Here is a 12673-nt window from a genome sequence, read left to right as displayed (position 1 = left end):
CCGCGGGGTCGGACCGACTCAGGGGGTGGTGGTGATTTCGCTCGTCCGGCGCCCGTCGGCTATTGTCGTCGAGTCCTCGCACCGCTCGGCGGAGCACGGACGGGCGCCTGTAGCTCAACGGATAGAGCATCTGACTACGGATCAGAAGGTTTGGGGTTCGAATCCCTACAGGCGCGCAGGACGTTGGGCCCCGACCTCAGGTCGGGGCCCTTCCTGCATCCCGGGCCCGGCCGGGTGCGTCCGCTTGGCGCGCGTGGCGCCGAGCAGGAAGACGCACATGCCGAGGACGACGAGCAGCGCCATCACCGCCAGGCCCTCCGCGTAGACGAGTGGCGACCAGTCGTGCTGGACGTACTGGTGGGTCATCATCGGAGGCCTCCCGGGTGTCGTCGGTGCCTCCACCCTCGTGCGCGCGCCCGCGCGAGGGCAGGACCGAACGGCACCCGTCGGCGGGCCGGAGGTCCCGGGGTCGTCGACCTAGGCTGGCCCCGTGCCGATCGACGACGCCTCCCGACCTCGCGTGGCCGGTTCGGTCGACCTCACGCCCCGGCAGCGGATCGCGGGCGACCACCTGCGGATGATCCACGACCACTTCCGCGCCCAGCTCGTCGCGCTGACCCGGGCGGTCGCAGCGCTGCGCGACGGCACGGGAGCCGTCGACGACGTGCGCGCCGGGGTGCACGGCCTCGCCCCCGCCCTGTCGGCGCAGCAGGTCGCGGGGATGTGCGGCCAGGTCTGCCGCTTCCTGACGATGCACCACTCGATCGAGGACCGGAACCTCTTCCCCGCGGTCGCGACGCTGGCCGACTACGCGCCGGTGGCGGCCCGGCTCGCCGAGGAGCACCTGGTCGTGCACGCCCACCTCGAGCGCGTCGACGGCCTCGCGGTCGCCGTCGCCGCGGACCCCGCGCGGGTCGACGAGCTGGCCCGGGCGGTCGCGGACCTGCGTGCCGACCTGGAGTCCCACTTCACCTACGAGGAGGCCGAGATGACCGAGCCGCTGGGGCTGCTCGGGCTCGGGGTCTGATCGTTCCGCCCTGAGCGGAACTGCTGGGCACGGGCCCGCGGCGTGGCTAGCGTCGGGACATGGGCCAGATCCTCCCCTTCCCCGACCGTGACGACGCCGCTCCCACCTCCCCCGAGCCGCTGTGGCGCGAGCTGGTCGGCCGCGAGCTGCACCGCGAGCGCGCCCGCCGGGGCGAGCGGCTGGTCGACGTCGCCGGGCGCGCGGGCGTCTCGGTGCAGTACCTCTCCGAGGTCGAGCGCGGGCTCAAGGACCCGTCGTCGGAGATGCTCCAGGCGATCGCCGGCGCGCTCGACCTCGGCACCCGCGAGCTCGCCACCCGCGTCGCCCGGCCGGACGCGCTGGCGCTCGCCGCCTGACCCGCACAGGTCCGCTCACGAAGCGGTGAGCAGGGGCTGGTCGTGCAGCACGGTGTCGACGACGCCGTAGTCGACGGCCGCCTCGCCGGGGAGCACGAGCGTGCGGTCGGTGTCCTGGCGGATCTGCTCGGGCGTACGCCCGGTGTGGCGGGCCAGCACCTCCTCGAGCAGCAGCCGGACCCGGGCCACCTCGTCGGCCTCGAGGATCAGGTCGGGCACCGTGCCGCGCCCCTGGGTGGCGGGCTGGTGCAGCACCACGCGGCCGTGCGGCAGGATCGCCCGCCTGCCCGGGGCTCCGCCGGCGAGCAGGACCGCCGCGGTCCAGGTCGCCTGGCCCACGCAGACCGTCTCCACCAGCGGCCGGACGAACTGCATCGCGTCGTAGATCGCCAACGACGCCGAGATCGAGCCGCCGGGGCTGTTGACGTAGAGGCTGATCGGCAGCTCGGAGCTCTCGGACGCGAGGTGCAGGAGCTGGGCGATCACCACGTTGGCGACGCCGTCGTCGATCTCGGTGCCGAGGTAGACGATCCGCTCCGACAGCAGCCGGGAGTAGAGGTCGAGGGTCCGCTCGCCGCGCGGCGTCTGCTGGACGACGTAGGGGATCGGGTAGCCGCTCATCGCGCACCCGCCAGGCCGACCGCGTGCCGCCGTCCGGGGGTGACGTCGTCGACGCCGGTGATCAGGTGGTCGACGAACCCGTAGGCGAGGGCCTGCTCGGCGCTGAACCAGCGGTCGCGCCGGGAGTCGCGCTCGACGGTGTCGCGGTCCTGCCCGGTGTGCTCGGCGATCAGGCCGAGGACCGTGTCGCGGGTCTGGCGCAGGTCCTCGGCCTGCAGCTCGATGTCGACGGCGGTGCCGCCGATGCCGGCCGAGCCCTGGTGCAGCAGGACGCGCGCGTGCGGCAGGACGTAGCGCTTGCCGGGCGTGCCGGCGGACAGCAGGAACTGCCCGGCGCTGGCCGCCATGCCCATCGCGACGGTGCTGACGTCGTTGGGGATCAGGCGCATGACGTCGTGGATGGCCAGCATCGCCGACACGGAGCCGCCGGGGCTGTTGACCCAGAGGCTGATGTCGGCGCGCGGGTCGTCGGCCGACAGGAGCAGGAGCTGGTGCATCAGCCGGTTGCCGTTGCGCTCCTGCAGCTCCTCGCCGAGCACGACGATGCGCTCGTGCATCAGCCGGCGGACGAGCTCGTCCTCGATGCGTTCGGTGGTGTGGGTGCTCATGGCTCCAGCGTGTGCCGCCGCGGGCCGCGGGCACAGGGCGTTCTGCTGGGCGCGGATCCGCCGTCAGCGGTCCAGCAGCGGACGCGACGGGTCCCAGGTGGTGCCGTCGCGCTCGTCGCGGCGCTTGCGGGCGATGGCCGAGAGCGCCTCGAGCACCACGCGGTTGGCGAGCGCCGCGGTGATGTCGGCGTGGTCGTAGGGCGGGCTCACCTCGACCACGTCCACGCCGACGACGGGCAGCTCCAGGCAGATCCGGCGCACGGCGTCGAGCAGCTGGCGGGCGGTCAGCCCGCCCGGCTCCGGGGTGCCGGTGCCGGGCGCGTGCCCCGGGTCGCAGACGTCGATGTCGACGGAGAGGAAGACGCCCTCGCACGCGTCGGTGGCGATGCCGAACGCCTCGGTGAGGCAGTCGTCGAGGCCGCGGTGGACGATCTCGGTCATCTCGTAGGACCGCATCCGCTGCCCGGCCATCCAGTCGAGCGTCTCGGGGCCCGGCCAGTAGCCGCGCAGCCCGACCTGCAGGAACCGGTCGCCGCGCAGCGCCCCCGACTCGATCAGCCGGCGCATCGGCTGGCCGTGGCCCCACAGCGAGCCGAACTCGATGTCGCCGGTGTCGGCGTGGGCGTCGAAGTGGATCATCGAGACCCGCCCGTGGCCCAGGACGTTGGCGACCCCCTTGGCGTCGGGGTAGGCGATGGAGTGGTCGCCGCCGAGCACGACCGGGATCGCGCCGGCCCGGGCGACCTTCTCGACCGCCGCCTCCAGCACGCCGAGCGCCCGCTCGATGTCGCCCGGGGGCATCTCGACGTCCCCGGCGTCGACGACCCGCAGGTCGACGAGGCCGTCCGTGCGCAGCGCGAGGCTGGGCCGGGAGCCGTCGTGCGGGAGGTAGTCGGTCATCCGGATCGCCTGCGGCCCGAAGCGGGTGCCGGGGCGGTGGGACGTGCCGCCGTCGAACGGTGCGCCGACGACGACCACGTCCGCGTCGGCGTAGGACGCCTCGTCGTCCAGGTCGCAGGCGGGCACCCCGAGGAAGGTGATGTCGGGGCCGAACTGAGCGCCGTAGCGGGCCATGGAGGTGACTCTAGGGCGCGAGGCGGCCGCCGGTCAGTGCTGCGAGTCGTCGAGCGTGAGGTCCGCCGGCACCAGGCGCCACACGACGTACGCCGCCAGCGCGGCGCCGACCGCCCCGACCGCGCCCACGGAGGCGAAGGCCACGACGAAGGAGTCGGCCGCCTCGCCCGCCCACGGCCCGCCGGTCGCGCCGGCCAGGGACTCGCGCGCCGCCGCACCCACGCCGTCGGGCAGGCCGGCGAGGTAGACCGCTCCGACCAGGCTGCCGAGGAACGTGATGCCGAGCACGGCGCCCAGCTCGTAGGTGATCTCCTCGATGGCCGCGGCGGACCCCGCTTGGTCGTCGGTGGCGGTGCCCATGATGAGGGCCGAGCCGAGCCCGAGGGCCGACGTGCCCAGGCCGACCACCGCGAAGGCGACCGCGACCCAAGGGTAGGTCGCCGGCAGCACCGCGACCAGCGCGAGTCCGGTCGCCAGCACCATCAGCCCGGCCGAGAGCACCAGCCGTGGGCTCGTGCGCTCGGCGAGGGCCGGGGCGAACGGCGAGGCGACCATCGCACCGACCGCGAGCGGCAGCAGCGCGAGGCCCGAGCGCAGCGGGCCCATCCCCTCGACCAGCTGCAGCCACTGGCTGCCGACGAACAGCACCGTCGCCATCAGCATGCTGCTGGCCAGGGCCGCGACGACGCCCGCGCGGAGCACCGGCTGCCGGAAGAGGCGCACGTCGAGCATGGGGCGGTCGGAGCGCAGCGAGCGGCGCACGAACAGGGCGAGCGCCGCGACGCCGACGGCGAGCAGCGCCAGCGTCGCGACGGTGGGTCCGTGCTTGCCGAGCTGCTTGACGGCGTAGACGGCCGCGGTCATCCCACCCGCCGAGAGGAGCACGCCGGTCACGTCGATGCGGCCCGGGCGCTGCGAGCGGCTCTCCCGCAGGATCCAGAGCCCGGCGACGATCGCCACGGCCATCAGCGGCACGTTGACCAGGAAGGCCGCGTGCCAGCTGAACGCCTCGAGCAGCGCGCCGCCCACGACCGGGCCGACCGCAGCACCGAGCGCCGCGGTCGCGCCCCACACGCTGAGCGCGAGGGTCCGCTCGCGCGGGTCGGCGAAGGTCGAGCGGATCAGGGAGAGCGTGGACGGCATCACCATCGCCCCACCCAGCCCGAGCAGCGCCCGGATCGCGATGACCTCGGCCGCGCTGTCCGCCCAGAGCACGGCGAGCGAGCCGACCGCGAAGGCGGCGTAGCCCGTGACCAGCATCCGCTTGCGGCCCCACCTGTCGGCGAGGGCCGTGACCGGCACGAGCAGGCCGGCCAGCGCGAGGGCGTAGGCGTCCACGACCCAGAGCTGGGAGACCGCGCCCAGGCCCAGCTCGTCGGTCATCGCGGGGAGCGCGACGTTGAGGATGGTCATGTCCATGACCACCACGAGGAGGCTCGCAGCCAGCACGGCCAGCGCCCACCAGCGGCGCGGGTCGGAGGCGGTGCGGGGCGCGGACGGGGCGAGGCTGGTCATGACGGCGCGATCCCGGTGAGCAGGGTGGACAGGACGAGGTGGGCGACGTCGCGGCGGGCGACGTCGCCGAACCGCACGGCCTCGCGGCCCGCGACGAGCTGGCCGTAGACGGTGTGGCCGAACCAGCGCAACGGCAGGTCGGCGCGGACCACCCCGGCTTCCTGGGCGGCGGCGAACAGCACCGTCTCCCGGTCGGCGAGGCGCTGGGTGCGCTCGGCGAGCGCGGCGTTGCCGAGGATGACGTGGTCGGTCAGGGCGAAGGCGTGGTCGTCGGAGTCGTCGACGTAGCCCGCGACGAGGGCCTCGAGGGTGGCGCGGATCGTGGCGGCGTCCGCCGACGCGGCGGACCCTTCGACGTCCGCGTCGTCGAGGCGGCGCTCCCACTGGTCGAGCGAGCGCGTGCCGAGCTCGAGGAGCAGCGCCTCGCGGGACTCGAAGTGCCGGTGCAGCGTCGCCCGGCTGACCGAGGCGGCCTCGGCGATGGTCGACATCGACGCACCGGGGTCACCGTTGAGCAGGCGCTGTGCGGCGCCGAGCACGTCGTCGCGGTTCGATCCCACGGCCACCTCCTTGGTTGAGACATCAGTGTCTCATTTGAGGCAACGATGTCGCAACACGGGTCACCAGCCGGGCAGCGCCGCGAACCGCTCGCCGATCAGCCGGTGGGTCTCGCCGTCGGGGTGCAGGTTGTCGGGCAGCGGCAGCCGCTCGGCGTCGGCGGGGCCGTAGAGGTCGAGGCCGTCGACGTGGACCAGGTGCGGGTCGTCGCGACGCTCGACCACCTCGGCCAGCACCTCGCGGACCACCTCCAGGGTGAGCGCCCCGGCCGCGACCGCGGCAGGGTCGCCGCCGGCGACGAAGGCGACCCGACCCTCGGCCATCGCCGCCATGTCGGGCGCGGTGGGACCGGGGGTCGCCTCGTGGACGCCGCAGAAGATCGGCGACACGAGGCGGAGGGGGGTCTCGGGGTGGCCGTCGCGGATGGTGTCGAGCCAGCCGTGGACCGCCGGACCGAGCACCCGGCGGCGCATCACGTCGCCGTTGACGAGGTTGATGCCGAGCTTGACGCTGATCCGGTCGGCCGGGGTGTCGCGGATGGTGCGGGCCACGAACGGGTCGAGCATCGCGCTGCCGCCGAACCCCAGGTTGAGCAGGTCGAGGCCCGCCAGCCGGGCCGCGACGACCGGCCAGGTGCCGGTCGGGTGGGTGGCGTTGGAGCCGTGGCTGATCGAGCTGCCGTGGTGGAGCCAGCGCGGCCGGTCGTCGGCCAGCGGCTCGAGCGGCGCGTCCGAGCGCAGGGCGACGACCTCGGTCTGCTCGTCGTGCGGCAGCCACACCTCGACCGCCGTCTCCCCCGCCGGGAGCCCGACCGCGAGGGTCGTCGGCTCCCCGGCCTCGAAGGTGTGGGCGCCGGTCATCATGTCGACCGTGAGCACGTTGCCGCCGGGGGCGGTGAGCTGCTCGGCGAGCGCGCCGTCGACCAGCACGTCGTAGCGCCCGTCGGGTCGCGCGGGGACCCCGGCGTACTGCCGCTTGGTGGGCAGCACGTCGAGCTCGAGGCGGGTCGCGGTGGTCCGCACCGCGAGGCGTACGCCGGACGGCTGGGCCTCGACGAGCCGCAGCTGCGGGTCGTCGGTCTGCGCGCGCGCCCACGCCGGCAGCCGGTGCGGGAGCAGGCCGGCCGCGGTGGGCTCGAGCTCGATCGCGCCGCGCAGCAGGGCACGCACGTCGGGGACGGGGGTCAGGGTGCCGGTCATGGGGTGCGGGTCTCCCAGGTGTGGATGAGGGTGTCGAGGCCGTCGAGCACGCGCTGCCAGGTCTCGTCGGAGGTGGGGGCGCCGTCGACGTGACCGAAGGCGCCGGCCGCGTCGAGCGCGGCGTAGCCGTGGAAGGTGGCACCGAGCAGCCGGACCGCGTGGGTCGTGGCGTCGTCGTCGAGGTCGTAGCCCCGGAGCACCGCCCGCACCAGCTCGGCGTGCCGCGGACCGGCGCTGGCGGCCGCGGCCTCGTGGTCCAGCGGCAGGCGGGTGGCGGCGTAGCGCCCCGGGTGCTCCCGGGCGTAGGCCCGCCACACGTCGCCGAGCGCGGCGAGCGCGCGCGCCGCTCACGCCGGCGAGCGCCGCGGACGCGAGGTCGGCGGTCTCCTCCAGCGCGAGCAGCGCGACCCGCGTGCGGACGTCGGCGGCGCTGCGGACGTGGGCGTAGAGGCTCGGGACCGCGACGCCGAACTGCCGGGCGAGGGCGGTGAGCGTCACCCCGTCGAGCCCGACCTCGTCGGCCAGGTCGGCGGCGGCACGCGTGACGGCGTCGCCGGTGAGTCCTGCTCGCGGCACGGCTCCTCCTTCATCGGTGAGCCTTCAAACTAAGATCATTAGTTTCTGTTCGCAAGTCGGGGACCGTTGACTTTAGTTCGAGACTCGTACTTAATGGGTGGGTGACCCTCGTGCTCGGCATCGACTCCTCGACCCAGTCGACCAAGGCGGTCCTCGTCGACGCCGACGACGGCCGGATCGTCGACTCCCGCACCGCTCCCCACCCGCCCGGCACCGAGGTCGACCCCGGCGCCTGGCTGACCGCGGTCGACGCGGCCACGGACGGGCTGCTCGAGCGCGCCGACGCGGTCTCCGTCGCGGGCCAGCAGCACGGGATGGTGGCGCTCGACGCCTCGGACGTCCCGGTCCGCGACGCCCTGCTCTGGAACGACACCCGCTCCGCCGACGCCGCGCGCGACCTCGTCGAGGAGATGGGCGGGCCGCAGGCCTGCGCCGACGCGGTCGGCAGCGTCCTGGTGGCGTCCTTCACCGCGGCCAAGCTGCGCTGGGTGCGCGACCACGAGCCCGACGCCGCCGCGCGGGTCCGCACGGTGCTCCTCCCCCACGACCACGTCTCCCGCCACCTCGCCGCTCCCGGGACCGCGCCGTTCACCGACCGCGGCGACGCCTCCGGCACCGGCTACTTCGCCACCGCCACCGGCGAGTGGCGCCCCGACCTGGCCGCCCGGGCGATCGGCCGCGAGGTCGCGCTCCCCCGCGTCGTCGCCCCGGGCGCGGTCGCCGCGCACACGGCCTCGGGCGCCGTGGTCGCCGGCGGCACCGGCGACAACATGGGTGCGGCGCTCGGCATGGTCCTCGAGCCCGGAGACGTCCTGGTCTCGGTCGGCACGTCCGGTGTCGCGTCGGCCGTCTCCGGCACCCCGGTCGCCGACGGCACCGGCACCGTGACCGGGTTCGCCGACGCCAGCGGCGGCTTCCTGCCGATGGTCACCACGATCAACGCCGCCGGCATCCTCGACCTCCAGGCCCGCTGGCTGGGCGTCGACCACGCCGGTCTCGCCGACCTCGCCCTGGCCTCCACGCCCGGCGCGGGCGGCGTCACCCTGCTGCCGTTCTACGGCGGCGAGCGCAGCCCGAACCGGCCGACCGCCGTCGGCACCTGGACCGGCCTCACCCCGGCCACCACCCGCGAGGACCTCGCCCGGGCGGCGTACGAAGCGCTCCTGTGCTCGCTCGCCGACGCCGTCGACCGGCTCGTGGCGGCGACCGGCGAGGAGCCGCGGCGCGTGCTCATGGTCGGCGGCGCCACCCGCAGCGCCGCGCTCCGGGCGCTCGCGCCCGCCGTCCTCGCCGTCCCGTCCGGCTGCCGCCGGAGGGCGAGTACGTCGCGCTCGGCGCGCCCGCCAGGCCGCGTGGGCGCTCGCCGGCACCGACGCCCCGCCCGCCTGGTCGCCCGGCGCGACCACGGTCCTCGAGGCCGACCCGACCCCGCAGGTGCGCGAGTCCTACGCCGACCTGCGCGCCCGCACCGCCCCCTGGACGCCGACGCGTCCGCCTGACCACCGCCCCCACCCACGCAGCAGACGACGGAAGGCACCCGATGAGCACCGCGATCCCCACCCCACCCCCGAGGACAAGTTCTTCGGCCTCTGGACCGTCGGCTGGCAGGGCGTCGACCCGTTCGGGGGCGCGACCCGCCCGCCGATGGACACCGTCCACGCGCTGGAGAAGCTCGCGGAGCTCGGCGCCTACGGCGTGAACTTCCACGACGACGACGTGATCCCGTTCGGCAGCGACGACACCACCCGCCAGCAGATCATCGACCGCTTCACCAAGGGCCTCGCCGACACCGGCCTGGTCGTCACCACGGCCACCACCAACCTGTTCAGCCACCCGGTCTTCAAGGCCGGCGGCTTCACCAACAACAACCGCGACATCCGACGCTTCGCGCTCCGCAAGGTGATGCGCAACATCGACCTCGCCGCCGAGCTCGGCGCGAAGGTCTACGTCGCGTGGGGCGGTCGCGAGGGCGCGGAGTACGGCGCCAGCCAGGACACCCGCCTCGCGCTCGACCGGATGAAGGAGGCCTTCGACCTCCTCGGCCAGTACGTCGTCGACCAGGGCTACGACCTGAAGTTCGCCATCGAGCCCAAGCCCAACGAGCCCCGCGGCGACATCCTGCTGCCGACCATCGGCCACGCGCTGGCCTTCATCAACGAGCTCGAGCGCCCCGAGCTGGTCGGCGTGAACCCCGAGATCGGGCACGAGGAGATGGCCGGCATGAACGCCGCGGCCGGCTACGCCCAGGCGCTGTGGCAGGGCAAGCTCTTCCACATCGACCTCAACGGCCAGAACGGCCCGAAGTACGACCAGGACCTGCGCTTCGGCGCCGGCAACGTGCGCGGCGCCTTCTGGGTCGTCGACGCGCTGCTGGCCGGCGGCTACGACGGCCCGGTGCACTTCGACTTCAAGCCCTCGCGGATCGAGGACGAGGACGGCGTGTGGGTCAGCGCCGCCGCCAACATGCGCAACTACCTGATCCTGCGCGAGAAGGTGAAGGCGTTCCGCGCCGACCCCGAGGTCCAGGCCGCGCTCGAGGCGGCCCGCCTGCCCGAGCTCGCGCAGCCCACCCTGGGCGAGGGCGAGGACTGGAAGCAGCTGCTCGAGTGGGAGCTCCCCGACCCCGACCGGCTGGGCGCGATCGGCGCGGCGACCGAGCACCTCGACCAGCTGGCGCTCGAGCACCTCTACGGCGTCCGCTGACCGGTCAGCGGTCCGGCGCGGCCACCGAGGGGCTGCGCCGGGCCAACACCGCCGCGGTCCTGCGGGAGCTGCGCCGCTCGGGCCCGTCGTCGCGGGCCACCCTCGCGCAGCGGACCGGCCTGGCCAAGGCGACGGTCGGCGTGATCGTCGCCGACCTCGAGGCCGCCCGTGCGGTCGCCGAGGAGGAACCGCGGGCCGGCGCCCGCGGCCGACCGGGCCGCCCGGTCGCGCTGCGCGGGGACCGCTTCGTGAGCCTGGGCCTCGAGCTCAACGTCGACTACGTCTCGGCCGTCGTGCTCGACCTCGCCGGGCGCACCCGGCTCGCCGAGACCCGCGCGGCCACCACCAGCACCGACCTCGACGGCCTGCTCGCGATCGCGCGCGACGCGCTCGCGCAGGGGGCCGACGGGTGCACGGTCCTCGGTGCGGGCGTGGCGGTGCCGGCGCTGGTCCGCGGCGACGACCGGACGGTGGCGTGGGCGCCGAACCTGCGCGCCGGGGCCGAGGGGGCGTCGCTGGCCCGGGCGCTCGACGACCTGCTCCCCGGCGTGCGGGTGGGCGTGAGCAACGACGCCAACTGCGCGGCGTACGCCGAGGCGCACCACGGCGCCGCGACCGGCGTCGACCACGCGCTCTACCTCACCGGCACCGTCGGCATCGGCGCCGGGATCGTGCAGGACGGCGAGGTGATGCGCGGCGCGGCGGGCTTCGCCGGCGAGGTCGGCCACATGCCGATCGGCGACTCGACGGCGACCTGCGGGTGCGGCCGGCGCGGCTGCTGGGAGGCCTCGGTCGGGCTGCACGCCATGCTCGCCGCGGTCGGCATGCCGGAGCTCGACACGCCGCTCCGCTCCGCCGAGGCGGTGGCGGCGCGCGCCGCGGCGGACCCCGCGGTGCGGGCCGGCCTGGAGCGGGTCGGCCGCGACCTCGGGCTCGGCATCGCGATGCTGAGCAGCGTGCTCGACCCGGAGGTGGTCGTCCTCGGCGGCTACTTCGCCCCGCTCGGCGACCTCGTCCTCGACCCGGCGCGGCGCACCCTCGACGAGCGCCTGGCCTCGGCCGCGCAGGTACGACCGGAGCTGCGGCTCAGCAGCCTCGGCACCGGCGCCGCCGCACTCGGCGCGGCCGAGCTGGCCCTCGGCCCGGTGCTCGCCGGCGAGCGCGACCTCACCGGGCCCGGCTGAGCCCGGACCGCTCAGCCGGCGAGGCGTCCGCGGACGTCGACCAGCGCGCTGCCCAGGGCGGCGACGGGGTCGACGAAGAGCGGCTCGAGGGCGATCTCGGCGGCGCCCAGCAGCGGCGAGTCCGAGCCGAGCGCCGGCAGGGACAGCGTCACCGACTCCAGCGGGGCCGGGAGCGCGCGGTCGGCCAGGCCGGCCGAGACCTCCGGCCCGACCAGCCGGTAGAGCGAGCGGAAGTAGCCGCCGAGCACGACCATGCGCGGGTTGAAGGTGTTGACGATGCTCGCCAGCCCGTGGCCGAGCGCGGTGCCGGTCTCGCGCAGCTCCCGCGACGGCTGGGGGAAGCCGTCGAGCACCTCGTCGAGCTGCGCCACCTTGTCGGGCGGGCAGTGGATCGCCTCGGCGATGGCGTGGGCGCCGACCTCGGTCTCCCAGCAGCCGCGGTTGCCGCAGTGGCAGGGCCGGCCCTCGGGGTTGAACCGCAGGTGCCCGATCTCGCCGGCGTAGCCGCCCGCGCCCTCGAGCCGGTGGCCGCCGGCGATCACGCCGGCGCCGACACCGACGTTGCCGGAGACGTAGATCAGGTCGTCGACGCCGACGCCGGCGCCGCGGATGTGCTCCGCCAGCGCGCCGAGGTCGGCGTCGTTGGCGAGCGAGACCGGCACGTCGAGGCCGAGCGCGGCGAGGACGATGCCGCCGAAGGAGACGTCGTGCCACTCGAGGTTGGGCGCGAGCCGGATCAACCCGTCGCTGCGCCGCACCAGGCCGGGCACGCTGATGCCGATCCCGACCAGCGGCGCCGCCGCCGGGGCGTCCTCGACGACCCCGCGGATCAGGGCGGCCACCGACGCGCCGACCTGCCACGCCTCGCCGTCGCTCTGCACCGGCGCCTGGGCGCGCTGCAGGACCCGGCCGCCGAGGCCGATCCGTGCCACGACCGCGCGGTCCACGCCGAGGTCGACCGCGATGACGAACGGGCCCTCGGCGGCGATCCGCACCCCTGCCGAGGGGCGCCCGGCTCCCTGCCGTGCGCCCCCGACCGGGGTGGCCCGCTCGGAGATCCCGAGCGTCTCCAGCTCGCCCACCAGCGCCGCGATGGTGCTGCGGTTGAGCCCCATCAGGCTGGTGAGCTCGGCCCGGGAGATCTGTCCGGCGCCGTGGACGTGCCGGAGCAGCGTCCCGAGGTTGTGGCGCCGGACGGCCTCCTGGTTGGTGCCGAGGCCGGAGCGCCGCTGCTGCGGGCTCATGGTCGTGA

The 12673-nt window shown here is 75.2% G+C and carries 14 protein-coding genes and 1 tRNA gene; 6 read left to right on the top strand and 9 right to left on the bottom strand.

Translation table 11 applies throughout. The features are described 5' to 3' along the window. Nucleotides 1–103 precede the first annotated feature (103 nt). A tRNA-Arg gene (locus tag LN652_RS14430) sits at nucleotides 104–176 on the top strand. Here the strand turns inward: LN652_RS14430 and LN652_RS14425 are convergent. Then, nucleotides 166–369, bottom strand: coding sequence for a hypothetical protein (locus LN652_RS14425; RefSeq protein ID WP_230441311.1), 204 nt, complete (start codon nucleotides 367–369; stop codon nucleotides 166–168). The two genes, LN652_RS14430 and LN652_RS14425, sit on opposite strands and share 11 nt — an antisense overlap. Before the next feature lie 121 nt (nucleotides 370–490). Here LN652_RS14425 and LN652_RS14420 point away from each other — a divergent pair, with 121 nt between their 5' ends. Then, nucleotides 491–1027: a hemerythrin domain-containing protein gene (locus tag LN652_RS14420; RefSeq protein WP_230441310.1), complete on the top strand. Its 537-nt coding sequence runs from the start codon at nucleotides 491–493 to the stop codon at nucleotides 1025–1027. A gap of 59 nt (nucleotides 1028–1086) precedes the next feature. Next, nucleotides 1087–1383 carry a helix-turn-helix domain-containing protein gene (locus LN652_RS14415; RefSeq protein ID WP_230441309.1) on the top strand — a complete coding sequence of 99 codons (297 nt, stop codon included), beginning with the start codon at nucleotides 1087–1089 and terminating at the stop codon, nucleotides 1381–1383. Between the two features lie 15 nt (nucleotides 1384–1398). On the opposite strand, the gene LN652_RS14410 is transcribed toward LN652_RS14415, so the two are convergent. From LN652_RS14410 to LN652_RS14380, 7 genes are all read right to left on the bottom strand, one after another. Further along, a complete protein-coding gene (locus tag LN652_RS14410) occupies nucleotides 1399–2004 on the bottom strand; it encodes a ClpP family protease (RefSeq protein ID WP_230441308.1) in 606 nt (201 codons plus the stop codon). Next, nucleotides 2001–2612: a ClpP family protease gene (locus tag LN652_RS14405; RefSeq protein WP_230441307.1), complete on the bottom strand. Its 612-nt coding sequence runs from the start codon at nucleotides 2610–2612 to the stop codon at nucleotides 2001–2003. The genes LN652_RS14410 and LN652_RS14405 overlap by 4 nt, the downstream gene beginning before the upstream one ends. Nucleotides 2613–2675: 63 nt before the next feature. After that, nucleotides 2676–3686, bottom strand: coding sequence for an agmatinase (gene speB, locus LN652_RS14400; protein ID WP_230441306.1), 1011 nt, complete (start codon nucleotides 3684–3686; stop codon nucleotides 2676–2678). Nucleotides 3687–3719: 33 nt separating this feature from the next. Further along, complete coding sequence (locus tag LN652_RS14395) at nucleotides 3720–5201, bottom strand: MFS transporter (protein WP_230441305.1); 1482 nt, start codon at nucleotides 5199–5201, stop codon at nucleotides 3720–3722. Further along, a complete protein-coding gene (locus LN652_RS14390; protein WP_230441304.1) occupies nucleotides 5198–5761 on the bottom strand; it encodes a TetR/AcrR family transcriptional regulator in 564 nt (187 codons plus the stop codon). Before LN652_RS14390 ends, LN652_RS14395 begins: the two co-directional genes overlap by 4 nt. Nucleotides 5762–5821: 60 nt before the next feature. Continuing rightward, nucleotides 5822–6958 (bottom strand): SGNH/GDSL hydrolase family protein, encoded by a 1137-nt coding sequence (locus LN652_RS14385; RefSeq protein ID WP_230441303.1) that lies wholly within the window; start codon nucleotides 6956–6958, stop codon nucleotides 5822–5824. Further along, nucleotides 6955–7275, bottom strand: coding sequence for a TetR-like C-terminal domain-containing protein (locus LN652_RS14380; RefSeq protein WP_230441302.1), 321 nt, complete (start codon nucleotides 7273–7275; stop codon nucleotides 6955–6957). The genes LN652_RS14385 and LN652_RS14380 overlap by 4 nt, the downstream gene beginning before the upstream one ends. A 360-nt stretch (nucleotides 7276–7635) precedes the next feature. Here LN652_RS14380 and LN652_RS14375 point away from each other — a divergent pair, with 360 nt between their 5' ends. The 3 genes from LN652_RS14375 to LN652_RS14365 all read left to right on the top strand — a co-directional run bounded on the left by LN652_RS14375 (nucleotide 7636) and on the right by LN652_RS14365 (nucleotide 11421). Continuing rightward, entirely contained in the window at nucleotides 7636–9033 is a 1398-nt protein-coding gene (locus LN652_RS14375) for an FGGY family carbohydrate kinase (protein WP_230441301.1), read from the top strand. Then, nucleotides 8969–10237 carry a xylose isomerase gene (xylA, locus tag LN652_RS14370; protein WP_230441300.1) on the top strand — a complete coding sequence of 423 codons (1269 nt, stop codon included), beginning with the start codon at nucleotides 8969–8971 and terminating at the stop codon, nucleotides 10235–10237. The genes LN652_RS14375 and xylA overlap by 65 nt, the downstream gene beginning before the upstream one ends. A 140-nt stretch (nucleotides 10238–10377) precedes the next feature. After that, nucleotides 10378–11421, top strand: coding sequence for an ROK family protein (locus LN652_RS14365; RefSeq protein WP_230441299.1), 1044 nt, complete (start codon nucleotides 10378–10380; stop codon nucleotides 11419–11421). 11 nt (nucleotides 11422–11432) lie between these two features. On the opposite strand, the gene LN652_RS14360 is transcribed toward LN652_RS14365, so the two are convergent. Beyond that, nucleotides 11433–12665 (bottom strand): ROK family protein, encoded by a 1233-nt coding sequence (locus tag LN652_RS14360; protein ID WP_230441298.1) that lies wholly within the window; start codon nucleotides 12663–12665, stop codon nucleotides 11433–11435. Nucleotides 12666–12673: the final 8 nt, after the last annotated feature.

This window comes from Nocardioides okcheonensis (assembly GCF_020991065.1).
Classification (GTDB): Bacteria; Actinomycetota; Actinomycetes; order Propionibacteriales; family Nocardioidaceae; genus Nocardioides; species Nocardioides okcheonensis.
The sequence above is the reverse complement of the archived record's forward strand: the minus strand, read 5'-3'. Positions and strand labels throughout refer to the sequence as shown.